Source organism: Paraburkholderia humisilvae, assembly GCF_902859855.1.
Taxonomy (GTDB): Bacteria; Pseudomonadota; Gammaproteobacteria; order Burkholderiales; family Burkholderiaceae; genus Paraburkholderia; species Paraburkholderia humisilvae.
In genome coordinates this window covers 47,594-64,980 of record NZ_CADIKH010000025.1, presented here as the reverse complement: position 1 = coordinate 64,980, position 17,387 = coordinate 47,594, and the positions used below count along the sequence as shown (strand labels likewise).

The 17,387-nt window shown below is 61.7% G+C and carries 17 protein-coding genes and 2 pseudogenes; 9 read left to right on the top strand and 10 right to left on the bottom strand.

Annotated features, from left to right (window positions below; all coding sequences use genetic code 11):
• Positions 1 to 152 precede the first annotated feature (152 nt).
• Positions 153 to 545 (top strand): annotated as a pseudogene (locus tag HV796_RS24555) (ATP-grasp domain-containing protein); the annotation flags it as partial.
• Positions 539 to 772 (top strand): annotated as a pseudogene (locus HV796_RS24550) (succinate--CoA ligase subunit alpha); the annotation flags it as partial. The pseudogenes HV796_RS24555 and HV796_RS24550, both read left to right, overlap by 7 nt.
• Positions 773 to 978: 206 nt before the next feature.
• Here HV796_RS24550 and HV796_RS24545 read toward each other — a convergent pair.
• Both HV796_RS24545 and HV796_RS24540 read right to left on the bottom strand, forming a co-directional pair.
• Entirely contained in the window at positions 979 to 1,701 is a 723-nt protein-coding gene (locus tag HV796_RS24545; RefSeq protein ID WP_175229099.1) for a GntR family transcriptional regulator, read from the bottom strand.
• The gene (locus HV796_RS24540; RefSeq protein WP_175229135.1) at positions 1,679 to 1,903 is read right to left on the bottom strand and encodes a hypothetical protein; all 225 of its coding nucleotides are present in this window, start codon (positions 1,901 to 1,903) and stop codon (positions 1,679 to 1,681) included. Before HV796_RS24540 ends, HV796_RS24545 begins: the two co-directional genes overlap by 23 nt.
• Positions 1,904 to 2,401: 498 nt before the next feature.
• On the opposite strand from HV796_RS24540, the gene HV796_RS24535 reads away from it, so the two are divergent.
• Complete coding sequence (locus HV796_RS24535; RefSeq protein ID WP_175229098.1) at positions 2,402 to 3,805, top strand: L-lactate MFS transporter; 1,404 nt, start codon at positions 2,402 to 2,404, stop codon at positions 3,803 to 3,805.
• A gap of 12 nt (positions 3,806 to 3,817) precedes the next feature.
• Complete coding sequence (locus HV796_RS24530; RefSeq protein ID WP_175229097.1) at positions 3,818 to 3,946, top strand: MFS transporter small subunit; 129 nt, start codon at positions 3,818 to 3,820, stop codon at positions 3,944 to 3,946.
• A gap of 115 nt (positions 3,947 to 4,061) precedes the next feature.
• Here HV796_RS24530 and HV796_RS24525 read toward each other — a convergent pair whose 3' ends face one another.
• The 3 genes from HV796_RS24525 to HV796_RS24515 all read right to left on the bottom strand — a co-directional run bounded on the left by HV796_RS24525 (position 4,062) and on the right by HV796_RS24515 (position 7,045).
• On the bottom strand, positions 4,062 to 5,279 hold the full coding sequence (locus tag HV796_RS24525) for a sensor histidine kinase (RefSeq protein ID WP_175229096.1): 1,218 nt from the start codon (positions 5,277 to 5,279) through the stop codon (positions 4,062 to 4,064).
• Positions 5,280 to 5,360: 81 nt separating this feature from the next.
• Positions 5,361 to 6,122: an ABC transporter permease gene (locus tag HV796_RS24520; RefSeq protein ID WP_175229095.1), complete on the bottom strand. Its 762-nt coding sequence runs from the start codon at positions 6,120 to 6,122 to the stop codon at positions 5,361 to 5,363.
• Entirely contained in the window at positions 6,119 to 7,045 is a 927-nt protein-coding gene (locus HV796_RS24515; protein ID WP_175229094.1) for an ABC transporter ATP-binding protein, read from the bottom strand. The genes HV796_RS24520 and HV796_RS24515 overlap by 4 nt, the downstream gene beginning before the upstream one ends.
• Before the next feature lie 355 nt (positions 7,046 to 7,400).
• Here HV796_RS24515 and HV796_RS24510 point away from each other — a divergent pair, with 355 nt between their 5' ends.
• Positions 7,401 to 7,808 carry a DUF3564 family protein gene (locus HV796_RS24510; protein ID WP_175229093.1) on the top strand — a complete coding sequence of 136 codons (408 nt, stop codon included), beginning with the start codon at positions 7,401 to 7,403 and terminating at the stop codon, positions 7,806 to 7,808.
• A 240-nt stretch (positions 7,809 to 8,048) separates the two neighbouring features.
• Here the strand turns inward: HV796_RS24510 and HV796_RS24500 are convergent, their stop codons facing one another.
• The gene (locus HV796_RS24500) at positions 8,049 to 8,429 is read right to left on the bottom strand and encodes a DUF3022 domain-containing protein (protein ID WP_175229092.1); all 381 of its coding nucleotides are present in this window, start codon (positions 8,427 to 8,429) and stop codon (positions 8,049 to 8,051) included.
• 168 nt (positions 8,430 to 8,597) lie between these two features.
• Here HV796_RS24500 and HV796_RS24495 point away from each other — a divergent pair, with 168 nt between their 5' ends.
• Positions 8,598 to 8,993, top strand: a complete 396-nt coding sequence (locus HV796_RS24495; protein ID WP_175229091.1) for a hypothetical protein — start codon at positions 8,598 to 8,600, stop codon at positions 8,991 to 8,993.
• A gap of 188 nt (positions 8,994 to 9,181) precedes the next feature.
• Here HV796_RS24495 and HV796_RS24490 read toward each other — a convergent pair whose 3' ends face one another.
• The 4 genes from HV796_RS24490 to HV796_RS24475 form a co-directional block, all read right to left on the bottom strand.
• Complete coding sequence (locus tag HV796_RS24490; protein ID WP_175229090.1) at positions 9,182 to 10,078, bottom strand: amidohydrolase family protein; 897 nt, start codon at positions 10,076 to 10,078, stop codon at positions 9,182 to 9,184.
• Positions 10,079 to 10,158: 80 nt separating this feature from the next.
• Positions 10,159 to 11,175 (bottom strand): substrate-binding domain-containing protein, encoded by a 1,017-nt coding sequence (locus HV796_RS24485; RefSeq protein ID WP_246356021.1) that lies wholly within the window; start codon positions 11,173 to 11,175, stop codon positions 10,159 to 10,161.
• A gap of 31 nt (positions 11,176 to 11,206) precedes the next feature.
• Positions 11,207 to 12,202 (bottom strand): ABC transporter permease, encoded by a 996-nt coding sequence (locus HV796_RS24480; protein WP_175229089.1) that lies wholly within the window; start codon positions 12,200 to 12,202, stop codon positions 11,207 to 11,209.
• A 101-nt stretch (positions 12,203 to 12,303) separates the two neighbouring features.
• Positions 12,304 to 13,836 carry a sugar ABC transporter ATP-binding protein gene (locus HV796_RS24475; RefSeq protein ID WP_175229088.1) on the bottom strand — a complete coding sequence of 511 codons (1,533 nt, stop codon included), beginning with the start codon at positions 13,834 to 13,836 and terminating at the stop codon, positions 12,304 to 12,306.
• A 383-nt stretch (positions 13,837 to 14,219) separates the two neighbouring features.
• Here HV796_RS24475 and HV796_RS24470 point away from each other — a divergent pair, with 383 nt between their 5' ends.
• From HV796_RS24470 to HV796_RS24460, 3 genes are all read left to right on the top strand, one after another.
• Positions 14,220 to 15,107, top strand: coding sequence for a LysR substrate-binding domain-containing protein (locus HV796_RS24470; protein WP_175229087.1), 888 nt, complete (start codon positions 14,220 to 14,222; stop codon positions 15,105 to 15,107).
• A gap of 93 nt (positions 15,108 to 15,200) precedes the next feature.
• Positions 15,201 to 15,950, top strand: coding sequence for an SDR family NAD(P)-dependent oxidoreductase (locus HV796_RS24465; protein WP_175229086.1), 750 nt, complete (start codon positions 15,201 to 15,203; stop codon positions 15,948 to 15,950).
• A gap of 104 nt (positions 15,951 to 16,054) precedes the next feature.
• Positions 16,055 to 17,383, top strand: a complete 1,329-nt coding sequence (locus HV796_RS24460) for an MFS transporter (protein ID WP_175229085.1) — start codon at positions 16,055 to 16,057, stop codon at positions 17,381 to 17,383.
• Positions 17,384 to 17,387 lie beyond the last annotated feature (4 nt).

Here is a 17,387-nt window from a genome sequence, read left to right as displayed (position 1 = left end):
ATTTTCAGGGCACGGATTGCCGTCGACCGAGGGAAAATACCGACCATTCCTTCGTCTTGAACCATTCTGATATATCACATACCATATTTCACATCCCGTCAAGACATGTTTCCCCACCGCCCCAGTCCCGCAACCAACCCAGTGAGGAGTCTGTGAACATTCACGAATATCAGGCGAAGGAACTGCTGAAAGGCTATGGCGTCGCGGTGCCGAACGGCCGCGTCGCGTTTACACCGGACGACGCGGTCGCAGCGGCGCGCGAGCTCGGCGGCACGGTATGGGTCGTCAAATCGCAGATTCATGCGGGCGGCCGCGGCGCGGGTCGCTTCACGAACGATCGCAACGGCCCCGGCGGGGTGCGGGTGGTCAAGACGGTCGACGAGGTAGGGAAAAATGCCGCGCAAATGCTGTCGTCCGTGCTGGTGACGAAGCAGACCGGGCCTGACGGGCGCGAAGTGAAGCGCGTCTATATCGAAGAAGGCTGCGCGATCGAGCGTGAGCTGTACCTTGGCATGCTGATCGACCGCGCGACATCGCAGATCACGCCGCGCAGTTTCTGAAGGACGCGCGCACGAACAAGCCGGTGGTCGGGTTTATCGCCGGCACGAGCGCGCCGCCGGGTCGCCGGATGGGTCACGCCGGCGCCATCATCTCGGGTGGCAAGGGAACGGCGGGCGCGAAGATCGACGCGATGCGTTCAGCCGGCATGCATGTCGCACAATCGCCGGCGGCGCTCGGCGAAACAATGGTGCAGGCGCTGCGCGCACATTGAGCGAAGCGCGGCAACCGCGCAAACAGGAAGGACGGGCGCACCGCATCGGGCGGATGCGCCCCCCACAACAAAGACAAACAAGCGGGTTCGCAGATGCAAGGAAGGCCAGCGGGCGACAAGCCCGCTGGCCTTCCTTTCCATCGTATCGACTGAAACGAACCGTCGGCGCGCACCACGCGCCCTCGTCAGCCCCCGCAGTCAATCAATCAGTCCAGAAAATCGCAGTTCGCTTCGACGAAGTCAGCGAGATCGAGCGAATGCTGACGTACGAGCCGCTCGGCAAGTTCAGTGTCGCGCTGTTCGAGCGCTTCGATAATGCGCAAATGGTCGACGATCGAACGCGACGCGCGGTCGCTCTGCGAAATTGTCATGCGGCGAATCGCGCGCACGTGGATGAAAATATTCTTGATCGTCTCAAGGATAATCTGCGACTTCGACAGTTCGACGATCGACTGATGAAACGCGATATTCGCGTCCGAATACTCGGCGATATGCTCGGCGGGCGTCGCATCGCGGAAGCTGTCGAACATATGGCGCAGCCGTGCGATTTCGGCGTCGGTCGCGTGCAGCGTGGCAAGGCGCGCGGCCATGCTTTCAAGCGCCGCCCACATCTGGATCATCTCGACGATTTCACGCTTGCTCTTGCGCACAATATAAATGCCGCGCCGCGGCACCATGCGCAGAAAACCTTCCTGCTCGAGCAGCGTCATCGCCTCGCGCACCGGCGTCCGGCTCACGCCGAGCGTCTCGCTGAGCAGACGCTCGTCCAGCCGGATTTCTTCCTTCGACTGATAGATGTCCGCGTCGGCAATCGCCTGGCGGAGCATCGCATAGGCCTGATCGCGCAGGCTGGCGCTCGCATTGATCGGCTGCAGCGCTAGCGTGAGCGGGGTGGCCACTCCGTTTTCAGCTTGAAGTTCCGACGACATTCATCGCCTCTTTTTTAACAGATGCACGCAACGGCGCCGGCATGACCGCGTCACCGTTTCCGCCCGCAAGACCGGCGAACCGGCCATGCCTGGCAGCGATCGATGCAACGTTCTGCGGCACCATGTTCGCCAGCAAAACAGTCGCGGCAGCGCCGAGACCGACGAAACCCACAGCAAGCAGCGCCAGAGACAAGAATTCCATGGAATGCTCCACACGATTGAGTGATCAGAATGACTCAATCATATGCTGCGCCGCGACATGCGTCAATAACTTTGTATGTAGTATATCAGTCTGTGTTGCTTTTTGAACTCGGTGAAACACCTAGCCGGCGTGATGCGATCTTTCCAAAATCCCATCGACGCGGCGATGTTCCACAGAAGATTACGTTGCAGTGCGACTGAACGCAGGAAACCGCCCTGTCTGCTTCATATCTCAGTGTGTCAAGCAAAATTTCGCAGTGCATCATGACGGCGGCGCATGGATCATATGTTGCTATCGGTCATATTGCCAACTGGCGGGCGACGAAATATCGTCTCGCAATCGCCACTTTGGCGTTTTGCGTCAACGCGTCATATGCAGTCAATCAGCATATAACATTGATGAGTTTTCGGCCTGCCAACGCAAACGGCGACGAAAAGCTCAAGTTAAGACAGCTGATGACCGATAACGAACAAGACGTACCTCACCGGAGACCACCGCATGAGCAGTATTGCAAAGCCAGACGACAAAACCGGCTCGCCCCCTTTCTTTTCCAAGCAGGCAACCGTCGCCCGCCCAGGCTTTTCGCGCTGGATGGTGCCGCCGGCCGCCCTCGCCGTGCACCTGTGTATCGGCCAGGCCTATGCGTTCTCCGTGTTCAACGGACCGCTCACGAAGATCATCGGCATTACGCAGTCCGCACCGGATGACTGGTCGCTGACCACCCTCGGCTGGATCTTCTCGCTCGCGATCGTGTTCCTCGGCCTGTCGGCCGCGTTCGCCGGCAAGTGGCTCGAGCACGTCGGTCCGCGCCGCACGATGTTTACCGCCGCGTGCTGCTTCGGCGGCGGCTTCATCGTCTCCGCGATCGGCGTGTGGACCCACCAGATCTGGCTGCTGTACCTCGGCTACGGCGTGATCGGCGGCATCGGTCTTGGCCTCGGCTACGTGTCGCCCGTATCGACGCTGATCCGCTGGTTCCCCGACCGCCGCGGCATGGCGACCGGCATGGCGATCATGGGCTTCGGCGGCGGCGCGATGATCGCCGCGCCGCTGTCCGTCGCGCTGATGAACCACTTCAAGAGCGCGACCAGCGCCGGCGTCGCCGAAACCTTTGTTGTGCTCGGCATCGCGTACTTCATCTCGATGACGATCGGCTCGCTCGCGATCCGCGTGCCGCCGGCGGACTGGAAGCCAGCCGGCTGGACGCCGCCCGCCACGACCACGACGAAGATGATCACGCGCAACCACGTGCACATCGACCAGGCATTGAAGACGCCGCAGTTCTATCTGATCTGGCTCGTGCTGTTCCTGAACGTGACGGCCGGCATCGGCATTCTCGGCCAGGCATCGGTGATGATCCAGGAAAGCTTCAAGAGCACGGTGACGGCCGCGGCCGCGGCGGGCTTCGTCGGCCTGCTGTCGCTGTTCAACATGGGCGGCCGCTTTATCTGGGCGTCGTCATCGGACTGGCTGGGCCGCAAGAACACGTACTTCATCTTCTTCGTGCTCGGCGCGGTGCTGTACTACTTCGTACCGACCTTCGCGCAGGCGGGCAATATCGCCCTCTTCGTGCTGTCGTACTGCGTCATCCTGTCGATGTACGGCGGCGGCTTCGCGACCGTACCGGCCTATCTCGCCGACATGTTCGGCACCGCATTCGTCGGCGGCATTCACGGGCGTCTGCTGACCGCATGGGCCGCGGCGGGCGTTGCAGGCCCGGTGCTCGTCAACTACATCCGTGCGTATGAAGTCGCGCACGGCGTCGCGAAAGCGGACGCGTACACGCTGACCGTGCACCTGATGGCCGTGCTGCTCGTGATCGGCTTTATCTGCAACCTGCTGGTGAAGCGCGTCGACGACAAACACCATATGACCGAAGCGCAACTGGCCGCCGAGAAATAAGAGGACATTCCTATGAACACGACCAATCAGGAGCATCCGTCCAACAAGGGCCTGCTCGCCATTTTCTGGCTCTATGTGCTGATTCCGCTCGCATGGGGCGTCACCAACACGCTGATGCAGGCGATCAAGCTGTTCAACTGAACGGCGCTACTTTCGATCACTGAATGAAATCCAGGCCGGGCGCGCTGCCCGGCCTTTTTCATGGGCGGCACGCCTTGCTTGCCGTTCAATCGTTGCGCGCGCATACGCCGGCGCATTAGTTGCCCACCGCGAGATCCAGCGGAAAGGTAATCTCGAAGGTCGTGCCCTCGCCTTCGTGCGACGCAAATCGCAAGTCGCCGTGCAGCACGCGGCACAGTTCCCGCACGATCGCAAGGCCGAGTCCGGCGCCCGGCACGTCGTCCTGATTCGCCCGCTCGAACTCCCTGAATACGCGCTCCTGATCCTGCTCGCCAATGCCGACCCCAGTGTCCGACACGCGCAGGCGCCAATGTGCGTCGCCGCACGTGCGCATATCGAGTTCCACTTCGCCCGCCTTCGTATACTTCGCCGCGTTGGTCAGCAAATTGAGCGCGATCTGCTTGAGCTTCAACCGGTTCGACGTGATCATCCCGAGCGGCGGGTCGAACCGGTGCACGAGGCGTAAGCCCTTCGCTTCGACCAAGGGGCCACACGACGCCACCAGCTCGTCGAACAGTCCACGCAGGTCGAACGCCTCCACGGCGGGCGCATTGGTGTCACCGAGCACGATCGAGTATTCGACCAGCTCGTCGACCAGCGTTTTCATATCCGCCGCCTGCCGGTTCGCCAGCGCGAGCGCGGCTTCGGTCCGCGCCGGTGCGCGCGCGATCATCTGCAGCGCCATCGAGAACACATTCAGGAAATTGCGCAGATCGTGCACGACGCTGCGCGTGATCTGCATGCGCGATTCATGCAGTTCACCCACCAGCTTCTGCTTGAGCAGCAGTTCATGATTCGCACGCTCGAGCCGGCCCGTGTATTCGTCGATTTTGCGGTCGCGTTCGGTCACGACCTCGCGGATTGAAGTGAGCGTGACGAAGCTGATCGCCTCGTCGATGAAATGCCGCGCGCGCTCCTCATGGCGCCGCGTAAACGCCGGGTGGCCCTCCGCAAACCCGACGATTGCGCCCATCAGAACCTGGCGCAAAAGATCGAGCTCGCGCGTCAGTTCATCGATCCGGTAGCCCTGCTTCCAACGCAGTCGGCCGTGCTGTTTCGCACTGCACTCGATGGACGGCTCGACCTGGTCGAGATCCTGGTCTTCGAGCGCGCTGGAGATTTCTTCGAGAATCGCCGGGACGTGATCGGACAGCTGCTCGTAGGTGAGCCGATCGGACTCCGTCAGTTCCGTGTCGTTGAACACCGCCTTCATCCATCGTTCGGTCAGATTGACCCGTTCCTGACGGAGGTATTCGGCAAAAAGGCGCAGTGGTCGTGACGGTTGGATGGCCATGGCGGGACCTTGCGACGAAGCACGACGGATGCAAGCGGGCCGGCGCCGCACAGGCCGGACCCATCAGCGACGTCCATCGTACTACGACTTGAGCCGGTAGCCGGTTTTGAAGATCCACGCGATCACCACGAGAAAAATCGCGAGAAACAGCGCGGTCATGCCGAGGCTGATGCCGACGCTCACGTCGGCGAGCCCGTAAAAGCTCCAGCGAAAGCCGCTGATCAGATAGACGATCGGATTGAAAAGCGCGACGACGCGCCAACCCTGCGGCAACATCGCGACCGAGTAGAAACTGCCGCCAAGAAAGGTCAACGGCGTAATGATGAGCAGCGGCACGATCTGCAGCTTCTCGAAGTTATCGGCCCAGATGCCGATGATGAAGCCGAGCAGACTGAACGTCACCGAGGTCAGCACGAGGAACAGCACCATCCATAACGGATGCTGGATATGCAACGGCACGAACAGTCCCGCAGTCGCGAGAATGATGAGACCGAGGACGATCGACTTGGTCGCCGCCGCACCGACATAGCTGATGACGATTTCCAGATACGACACCGGCGCCGAAAGCAGTTCGTAAATGGTGCCAGTGAAGCGCGGAAAATAGATGCCGAATGATGCGTTCGAAATGCTCTGCGACAGCAGCGAGAGCATGATCAGCCCTGGCACGATAAACGAGCCGTATGACACCCCTTCCACTTCCCGAATCCGCGAGCCGATCGCCGCGCCGAACACGACGAAGTAAAGCGATGTGGAAATCACGGGCGCGACGATGCTTTGCATCAGCGTACGGCCGGTGCGCGCCATTTCGAAGCGGTAGATCGCGCGGATCGCGTAGAGATTCATGATTGCCTCCGCACCAGACTCACGAAGATGTCTTCGAGCGAGCTTTGCGACGTTTGCAGGTCCTTGAAGCGGATGCCTGCATGATTCAGATCGTTCAACAGCGTGACAATCCCCGCGCGCTCGCGCTCCGAATCGTACGTATAGATAAGTTCGGAGCCGCCGTTGCCGAGTTCGAGCCCGTAGCCGGCCAACGCCACCGGCACCACCGCGAGCGGCGCCTCGAGATGCAGCAGCAATTGTTTCTTGCCGAGCTTGCGGATCAGTTCGCTTTTCTGTTCGACGATCACAATCTCACCCGCGTTGATCACGCCGATGCGGTCGGCCATCTCCTCCGCTTCCTCGATATAGTGCGTGGTCAGCACAACCGTCACGCCGCTTGCGGTCAGCGAGCGCACGAGGCGCCACATGTCGCGCCGCAGCTCGACATCGACACCTGCTGTGGGCTCGTCGAGGAACAGCACGCGCGGCTCGTGCGCCAGCGCCTTCGCGATCAGCACGCGGCGCTTCATGCCGCCCGACAGCGTCATGATGCGGTTATCGCGCTTTTCCCACAGTGACAGATCGCGCAGCACTTTTTCGACGTACGCCGGGTTCTTCCGCTTGCCGAAGAGCCCGCGGCTGAACGACACCGTGGCCCAGACGGTTTCGAACGCGTCGGTGGTGAGTTCCTGCGGCACGAGGCCGATCAGCTCGCGCGCGGCGCGATAGTCGGTCCGGATATCGTGACCGTCGACGGTGACCGACCCTTCGGACGCCCTGACAATCCCGCAGACGATGCTGATCAGCGTCGTCTTGCCCGCGCCGTTCGGCCCGAGCAAAGCGAAGATCTCCCCGCGCTGGATCGACAGATTGATCTGCTTGAGTGCGTGAAAACCCGAGGCGTACGTTTTGGACAGGTTGGATATCGATATGATTGGCGGCATGCCCGCGACGATATCAGATATGTCCCTGCTTTGCCGACGCGTTCATCGAAGATTCAACGTCAAGAATTGGGGTGCGTAAATAGGCACGACGAGCGGTTGGCCGTTTGTACGCGGATGCGCCGATTTGTCGCGACGAGGCGCGTGTGCCCGCCGTGCCGGGCGTGTGCGCCCAACACGCGCCGCCAATGGAACACCCATTGCTTGACTTGCGAGATTGCGGAGCTACCTTTTGGGTTGAAGACCTAAGTTTTTACTTTTGAACCCGATCACGCGCGTGAGCCCATCGCGCGCATTACGGTGAGCCAAGCAGGACAGACGTCGCGCCGAACCACCGACTCACTTTATGGGAGGTTTTATGCGTCTGTCGATCCTGATCAATACGCCGGACCCGACTACCGGCCACGAATATGCGGTGCTGTGGCTCGATACCGAGAACCTCGACTGGTCGGTCGACACGCGCCACGGCATCGAGCTGCCCGTAACGGGCGATATGCACGACGTCGACGGCGTACTCACGCTGTGCGAACACGGTTGCGACAAGCCGTTTGTCACGTTGCACGGCATGCACATCGACCGGCACGGCAACATCCATTCCGCGCAAGGCGACGCAAACTGGATCTCCGGCGTGCGGCATCAGTCGGTGAACGGACACTGGCGGCTGCGCGCGGTGAAACGGCCGGACCCATCGCAACACATACCGCCGGCCGGCGCCCGTGCAGGCATCCGGCACTCGGGAGAACCGGGCCGCCCGCGCGGCCGCTAAGTACCGCATTCGCGTCATCATCATCACCCGTCGCGACGCCGTCGGCGTCGTCCGGTAAATGGGTGGCCTTCAACACGTCGCGGCCCGCGCCAAGCGCCGCGATGACCTTCAGATCCTTGAACGCCTCGAGCACGAAGTGCAGCGCGTCTTGCGTCATGACGGCCGCGGGCAGCAAGAGTAAAGCCCTGTCATCCGGCCACCGCGGGTCGCCGCGCGGCGTGCCGCCATTCGGTCCGCCATTCAACCGGCACGCGCAACCTGCTCGAGCATCGGCCCACTGACGTCGAGCGTCGCGCCGCACCCGACCGAGTCACTCGTCCGTTGCGCGTCGCGCGCAATATCGCCGGCGATGTCGGACAGCCGCTCCCGCGCACGCACGCGCGTAGCGGCGCTCATCGCGGCATAGCGCGCTAGCACTTGCGGCGCGAGCACCATGCTCAACGCACAACGCGCATCGAGAATATTCATCTCCGCCGCCGACGCGATCCACGACACCTGAAGCGTCAAGCGTCCAGTCGAATCGGCCACATGCGTGACCGATGTCGACGACGAAGCGAAACGTCGCGACAACGCATGTTCGAGTTCGGTCAACCGTTGCTGCATATCGATCGATTGATCCATGTCCATCCTCCCTGCTGGGTATCCGGGTATGCCACTGGACTGTCACGCATCCGCCGTTCCCGCGCACAGCCGATGCGTATTCCAGCACGCGGCACAGCGTTTGCGCGATGAAAGGCGAGACGAGCAACAACCGCTCGCGTTTATGAACCCTTCCCGGAGGATCCGACGATGAAAAGCACTGTGAAGAAGCTTCTTGCATCAGCGCTGGTGATGACACTGTCTGGCGGCGTCTTTGCTCAAGCGGGCGCCGGCGGTGCGGGTGGCACAGGTGGGGGCGGCACCGGTGTCGGTGCTGGCGGCGGCACGACGGGCGGCGCAGGCGGCGTCGCAACACCGGGCACCGGCGTCAATGGCGGGATGAGCAACCCGGGGATGAATTCGAATAGCGGCTACGGCAGCCCTGGTGTAACGGGCACCGGCGGTGTCGGTACAGGCACCGGCGCATCCCCACAGCAACCGTCGATGAACCGCGGCATGGTGCCGGGCAACAGCGGCATGGCGCCGAACATGTCGCCGGGCACTTCGCCCGGCGGCACCGGCGATACGCTGCGCAATGGCGAATAACGCGAACTCACTGCGTCGCGATCACGGTTGAAACAGCGCACAGGTGCTTCAACCCGTAGTAGCCGTACAAGCAATAAGTGGCGCGCCAGCTTCGCGCGGGCGCGCCACCACTTAAGGCATGCAACGGCCGACAAGGCAAGGCATGCAACGGCCGACAAGGCGCCCCGGTCGACCGTCGATACCTGGTATTAGAGTTGATACACGCGCTGCGCATTGTCATGGAACAACGCACACCGTTCCTGCAATGAAAATTCTTTTGTAACCACTTTGAACGCGTTGAACACGGCGTCGTAGCTGCTGAACAGCTTGTCGACAGGAAAGTTGCTCGCGAACATGCAGCGCTCCACACCGAACACATCGATCGCATCGAGCACGAACGGGCGAATACTATCGACGGTCCATTTCCAGTCACCCATGCCCAGCCCGGAAATCTTGCATGACACATTGGGCACCGACGCCAGCAGCTTCATCGCTTTGCGCCATCCTTCGATTTCTTCCGGCGCGCGATCGACAGGCATACCTGTGTGGTTCAGCACGATCGACGTATCGGGGAAATCGCGCGCCAGCGCGACGGCCTCCTCCATCTGCGTGTAGTAAAGCTGCAGGTCGAACGACAGGTCGTAGCGTTCGAGCAGTGCGTATCCGCGGCGCCACTGACTATCGCTGATGAGATGCGGACTGTCGATGAATGTCTTCACCGGGTCGCGATGGAAATTCAGACATTGACGAATGCCGCGTACATTCGGAAATTCGCAATGCGCTTCGATCACGGCCTGCACATCAGGCGAAGAGAGGTCCGCAAACGCCACGATGCCATGCGGATAGCCGTGCCGGTCCGCCACGCGTTGCAGCCAGCGTGTTTCGGCGACAGGATCGTGATGATCGTATTCGACCTGAAGATGCACGGTCTTCACCACGTTCTGATTCCTGATATCGGCCAGAAAGTCGTCGATGAGATAGTCATGACGTATCGCCGAGTAGTCGCCGAATACCCGCTTGAGCATCGGGCCCTGCAACCACGGATAATTCCCGGTCTTGAGATCGTAAAGGTGATGGTGCGGGTCGATAATGGGAAAGGTGTCCACGATGTCTCCGGTCCCGTTAATTCATTCAAAACGAAGTGCCGCCCATGTACAAGCGGACGGCTCACCCATCAGTTCGATACTCAGTAGTTGCCAGCCGAAGGCGGATACACACGCTTCACCGTGGCCTGCGCATCGGGCTGATCGATCGTGTCCTTCGTGACGAGCGGCTCCTTCAGCGCCAGTTCCTGAGTCGTCGGCTTGTGGTTGAGCGCATTGAACACCTGGCTCGTCGCATCGATGCCTTGCCCAACCGCTTCCTGCAGGAAGATGCCCTGAATCGCGCCATCGCGCAGCAGCCGGATCGTCGTCGGGCTGCCGTCGGCCGTCACGACGGCGACTTTCCCCGTGAGGCCACGCGTTTGCAACGCTTTAGCCGCGCCCGTGGCGGCTTCATCGTACATGCCGTAAATCGCCTTCACGTCGGGGTGCGCGGTGAGAATGTCGTTGGCTTGCGAGACCGCCTCGTTGACGGTCAGGCCGTGTGTTTCCAGTACCTGCACGAGCTCGCAGCCATCGGCCTTGAACGACTCCTGCGCCCCCTTCATGTACTTCTGCGCATTCTCCCGGTCCTGCGGCAGTGACAGCATCGCGACCTTGTTGCCGCCGCGCTCCTTCGCCAGCCTGCAAACATAGGCGCCCTGGATCTTGCCGGTTTCATAGTTGTTCGCGGTGACGGCCGACGTGAAATCGGTCTGCCCCGCCTGCGGCCCGATTCCTGTGAACGCGATCGGCACGGATTTCTCCTTCAGCAAGCGCAACACGGGCGGCGTACTGGTCGAACTGACCGGCCCCATCACAATCGCGCTGACACCGCGCGTGAGTGCCGTGCGCACATTGTCCATCTGCTTGGCCGGCGAATTCTCCGACGTGAACTCGACGTAGTTCATGCCGAGTTCTTTCGCGCGCTGCTTGACGCCATAGGCAACCCATTGCCAGTACGAAATATCGAGCGAAGGCGCGATATAGGCAACCGTCTGCTTCGCCTGCGCGAACGACGCTTGCGGCGCCATCGCGGCGGCGATCAGTACGGCCGCCGCGATCCACGGGCCGAATGGCTTGCGCGAGCCGCCCTGCTTTTGCGTTGCGATCTTCATCATCTTTGTCTCCTTGAACCGTGTTCGACGCGGCTTAGCGCCGTGCTTTGGTGATGCGGTCGACGAGCACCGCGATAAGAATGACGATCCCCGTCACGGTGCCTTGCCAGAAGCTATTCACACCGATCAGGTTTGCGCCGTTCTGAATAATCGTGATCATCAGCGCGCCAAGTAGTGCGCCGATTGCGGACCCTGTGCCGCCGAAGAGGCTCGCACCACCGATCACGACGGCCGCGATCGCCTGCAACATGAGGCTCGAACCCGCCGTTGCCTCCGCATTGCTGATGTACGAGATGCTGACGATGCCCGCGAACGAAGCCAGAAGCCCCGACAGCAGATACGCGGACAGCCGCACGCGATTGACGGGAATACCGATCACGCGCGCCGACGAACTGCTGCTGCCGACGGCATACAGCCAGCGCCCTGCAACAACCTTGCGCAGACAGAACTCGATCGCGACGAGCAGCAACACGCACCACAACGCATAGTTCGGCAAACCCGGAATGAGCGTGCCGGAGTTGAGCAGGTAGTAGTTGGGATCGGAGATCGGCAACGAGTGCCCGTCCGTCACGATGAACGACAGACTTCCCGCGATCGCATAGGTGCTCAGCGTGACGACGAATGGCGCGAGTCCGACGAACGTGACGAGCGCGCCGTTGATCAGGCCGATGACGAGACCGACGGAAAGACCCGCAAGACTGCTGGCCATCGCGCCGAAGCCATGCGCCATGGCGAGCCCCGTGACCATGCCCGTCAACGAAAACACCGAACCGACCGAGAGGTCGATGCCACCGGTGATGATCACGAGCAACACGCCGAATGCCATCAGAACGAGGGGCGCCGCCGCCTGCGTGACGTTCGCGATGTTGCCGCCCGAGAGCGCGGCAGGCACGACCATGCCGACGGCCAGTTCGATCACGATGATGGCGATCGCGATCGCAATCTCGGTGCGGTACGTCGACAGCAAGCGTCGGCCTGTCCTGCCCGGCTGACGTCCCTCGCTTGCGAGCGGGTGGGTGACGGTCTTCATGGTTGTCTCCAGATTGGAATACTTGGGTGATGCGTTAGGCGTTCATCGCGTTTTCAGCGGCGTTTCCAGCGGCGTTCTCAGTGACGTTCTCAGTGACGTCTTCACGCCGCCATGCCGGTCGCGTTGGCCAGCCTGGTTTCGTCGACGTCGGCATGGCGCAGCACCCCCGTCGGGCGCCCGTCCAGATCGAAGGCGAGCACCGTGTCGCACAGTTCGACAAGCTCGACATACTCGGTCGACCACCAGATCACGGCGGTGCCTTGCGCGGCCATCTTGCGAATCAGTGCGTAGATCTCGCGCTTGGTGCGGATATCGACACCGCGCGTGGGCTCTTCCAGCACCAGAAGCTTCGGCTTGAGCGTCAGCCACCTCGCCACGAGCAGCTTCTGCTGCGTGCCACCGCTCAAGGTCGAAGGCAAGTCCCACAGCGAGCCCGCGCGAACGTTCAGCGCTTCGAGCAGGCGCGTGCCTTGTTGCACTTCCTTTTTGCGTGCAACGCCGCGCCGTTCGACGATGCGTTGCGCCGCCACCAGGTTATCGACGATCGGCAGTGTTTCGAGAATCCCTTTGTTCGCGCGGTCGCCCGAGATAAAGCCGACGCCATCGCGCGCCGCAGCCGACGGACTCGTGTAGGCCACCGTCGCGCCATTGCGCTTGACGTGCCATGCGTGATCGGCTGCGAGTCCCGTCAAAGCGGTAATCAGCGCGGACGGCCCGGTCGGCGCACCCGCCAGCCCCACGATCGAACCCGGGCGAATGGCCACGCTGATGCCTTCGTGTTCGATCGTGATCGTGTTCCCTTCGCTGACGCTGAACTTCGCGCGCACGTCACTGCCTTCCTGCGTCTGCGTTGCATGCGCGGCTATCGCGTCAGATTGCTCGTCAGGTTCGACGCTTTGTCCCATGCATTCGACGATTTCGCGGTCGCTGATCGCGTCGAGCGCCACGCGGTCCACGGCCGTCTTGCCATCGCGGATGATCGTGCAGACGTCGGCGATCTGACGGATTTCGCGCATCCGGTGCGAGACGAACAGCACCGCAAGCTTCGTGTCCGCGATCAACCTTCGGATGACCGCAAAGAGGCGTGCGGTTTCGGCTGCCGTGAGATTCGCGGTGGGTTCGTCGAGCAGCAGCAGCCTCGCGCCCGAGCCGAGCGAACGCGCGATCTCGACAAGTTGCCGCTCATGCAGCGTCAGGTCGCCCACCACGCGCTCAGCCGATTCACGCGCGAAATGCGGATCGATCAATGAGAGCGCTTCGACTGCGACGGCTTTCGCCGCGCGCTCGCTGTATTTCCGCATGGCGCGCCGCAAGCGCGGCATCGCGATGTTTTCCGCAACCGACAGATGCGGCAGCAACGCAAGCTCCTGGTTCACCACCGCGATCGCACCCGCCTCGACATATGCGGCGGCGGAAGCGCCGATCTCGTTGCCGTCGAATTCGAGCGTGCCGCCATCGCGCTCATGCTGGCCGGAAATAATCTTGATGAGCGTCGACTTGCCCGCGCCGTTGCCACCGAGGAACGCATGCACCTCGCCTGGCGCGATCGACAGATCGAATCCTCTTAGCACACTCGTCGGGCCGAAGCGCTTGACGATCGAGCGCGCCGACAACACGTACGGCTGTTGAACCATGTCGAATCTCCTGTGGCGATACACGTTTCACGCGCCGCAGCCAACACGCGGAGCCGATGCGACGTACCCGTCGCACCCGATGGCACGGCGTCCATCGCAAACTCAATGAATCAGGGAATCTGGACCGTGCCTTGCTCGTCAGGTGACGAGAAACGATCGCCCTTCAGGAGGGAAAAACGGATAATGCATGTCTGTCTCCTGCGCAGTTGTGCAATGCGCCAAGTTGGTATGCCGGTGGACGTGAGAAGCACACCCGACCTTCCGCATCGCGACCACCGCCGTATTGGCTACAAGCGATGTGTGCGGGTTGTCGACAGAATGGCAGTGCAGATGACGTGCGAACAAGCCGGTTTCATTCAACTGCAACTGAAAAAAATTTCACTATGCGTATTCCACCGCTTAAGGCCATCATCGCGTTCGAGAGCGTAGCCAGAACCAAAAGCGTGAATCGCGCGGCGGAAGAATTGGGCCTGACCGCTTCGGCCGTGAGCCATCAACTCAGCAATCTCGAATCGATCATCGGCCAGTCGCTATTCCAGCGAGCGGGGCGCGGTCTCGTGCTGACACCGACCGGCGAGCGATACCTCGCCGACGTAACAGGATCGCTGGCCGATCTGAGCCGCGCAACGGAGCGCGCGTCCAGCCGCAAGGAGGTCGACATTTTGCGGGTGCATTCAAGCCCGAGCTTCGGACTCATGTGGCTGCTTCCGAGGCTGTCTTCGTTTCAGGCGGCAAACGACGATATCCAGCTCAATCTGGCCTGCTCGTACGAGAGTGTTTCCTTTTCGAACGGCTATTACGACATCGACATCCGGCACGGCTACGGCAACTGGAGCAACCTGGAAGTCCGGACCGTGCGCAGCGAATTCATTGCCCCGCTGGCTTCGCCGGGCTATCTTGAGCGGCATCCTGTCGAGACTCCGGAAGATCTGCTGACGCATCGTCTGATCTATTCGGAAACGCCGCTCGTGCAATGGAAGCAATGGTTTGGCAGAACGGGCGTGTCCGCGAAGCAGAAGACATTCGACTTTTCGTTCGACCGCTCGTACATGTCGATCGAGACGGCGGCGCTCGGCCTCGGCATTGCGCTCGAGAGCCTGATGCTCGCGTCGGTAAAAATCAGGGACGGCCTGCTGGTGCCTGTTTTCAACGATACGTACTCCGTTGAAGTCGGTGCGCATCACCTCGTTTACCCGATGCAAAACGCCGAATTGCCGCGCGTCGAACGGTTCCTCGCGTGGATCGAGCGGGAGGCGGCCGCGCCCACCTGAATTTTTCTCAGCCATGGTTGAACGTTTCCGCGTTGATGCCGCTGCCCGGTACGCCGACACTACAGGCATACATCAACGCTCAGGAGACAACCGATGTTGCTCGAGAACAGGATCATTGTGGTGACGGGCGCGGCATCGCCGCGCGGTATCGGCAAGGCGACCGCGAAGGCGCTTGCCCAACAGGGCGCACGTGTCGTGATCGTCGACCTGCGCAAGGAAGACGCGCAGGCCGCCGCCGCCGATCTCGGCCCCGGACACCTCGGCCTCGCCTGCGACGTCACCGACAAGGCAGCCTGTGTGTCCGCCGCGCGTGCAACACTCGAACGGTACGGCCGTATCGACGGCCTTATCAACAATGCGGGCATCACCCAGCCAGTTCGCACCCTCGAAATAGATGGAAAGGACTTCGATGCAATTGTCGACGTCAACCTGCGCGGCACGCTCTATATGTCGCAGGCCGTGATTCCGGCGATGAAGGACCAGAAAGGCGGCAGCATCGTTTGCATGTCGTCCGTTTCCGCGCAACGCGGCGGCGGCATCTTCGGCGGGCCTCACTACAGCGCCGCCAAAGCGGGCGTGCTGGGGCTCGCCAAAGCGATGGCGCGCGAATTCGGCGCGGATGACATCCGCGTCAACTCCATCACACCCGGTCTTATCCAGACCGACATCACGGGCGGCAAACTGACACCGGAGATGCGCGCCGACATCATCAAAGGCATCCCGCTCGGACGGCTCGGCGATGCCGCCGATGTCGCAAACGCCTGCCTCTTTCTGGTGAGCGACCTGTCGACCTACCTGACTGGCATCACACTCGACGTGAACGGCGGCATGCTCATTCATTGACGCTCGTCGGCGTCATTGGCGCTGACCGGCAAAAAAAGCCGCGCTCGCGCGGCATGCGTTCCGAGGCACCCGGGACAACACGGGGCCGCAGCAGGAGACACCCAATGAGATCCCGATACACCGCGCCGCCCATCGCTGGCGATGCCATCCCCCGCAGCGACTCGCCGACATTCGAAAGCCGAACCTATGCCAAGGTCAGCCGGCGACTGATCCCCTTTCTGATGCTGTGCTACCTCGGCGCGTACCTCGATCGCGTCAACGTCGGCTTCGCGAAACTGCAGATGCTGAACGACCTGCGCTTTAGCGAGACCGTCTACGGCATGGGCGCGGGTATCTTCTTTCTCGGCTATTTTCTGTTCGAAGTCCCGAGCAATCTCATTCTCCACAAAGTCGGAGCGCGCAGATGGCTTGCGCGGATCATGCTCACGTGGGCTGTGATCTCCGCCAGCTTCGTGTTCGTCAGATCGCCCGCGCTCTTCTACACGCTGCGGTTCCTGCTCGGCGTTGCCGAAGCAGGGTTCGCGCCGGGCGTGATCCTGTACTTGACCTACTGGTATCCATCGGCGCGCCGCGCGAAAGCGCTGTCGCTGTTTTTCATGGCGATTCCGCTCGCGGGCATCATTGGCGGCCCGCTATCAGGCTTGATCATGCATTCGCTGCAGGGCGCGATGTCGATGGCCGGATGGAAGTGGCTGTTCCTGCTCGAAGCCGTGCCGTCGCTGGTGCTCGGCATCGTGATCCTGCTGTACCTCGACGACAGCATCGCGCAGGCAAAGTGGCTCAGCGACTCCGAAAAAGCGCTGCTCGCCCGCCATGTCGCCGGAGACAACGCGCACAAGACGGCCCACCTGTCGATCAAAGCGTTTATCGGCGACCGCCGTCTCTGGCTAATGGCCGCGATCTACTTCTGTGTCGTGCTCGGCCAGTACGGTCTGACGTTCTGGCTACCGACCATTATCCGCAAGGCGGGTGTATCGGATCCGCTATGGGTCGGCATTTTCACCGCCATTCCGTATCTGTGCGCGATCGTCGCGTTGCCGCTGATCGGCATGAGCGCGGACCGCCTTCGCGAGCGCCGCTTCCACCTCGCGATTCCGATGCTGATCGCCGCGGCGGGTTTTGCAACCTTGCCTGCGTTGGGCAGCGTAGCAGCGTCGATTGTCTGCCTGAGCGTTGCCGCCGCCGGCATCCTCGCATCGTCTTCGCAGTTCTGGTCGCTGCCGACCGCACTGCTGGGCGGCGTATCGGCCGCCGCGGGCATCGCCGCCGTGAACTGCTTTGCCAATCTGGCGGGATTCTTCTCTCCGGCGATCGTCGGCTGGCTCAACGATCTGACGGGCAAGTCGACGGCGGGCCTCATTTTCATCTCTGTGGCGGTGGTGCTGGGCGCCACGCTCGTGTTCCTGGTCCCGGCCCGATCTGTCAACCGGTGACGTA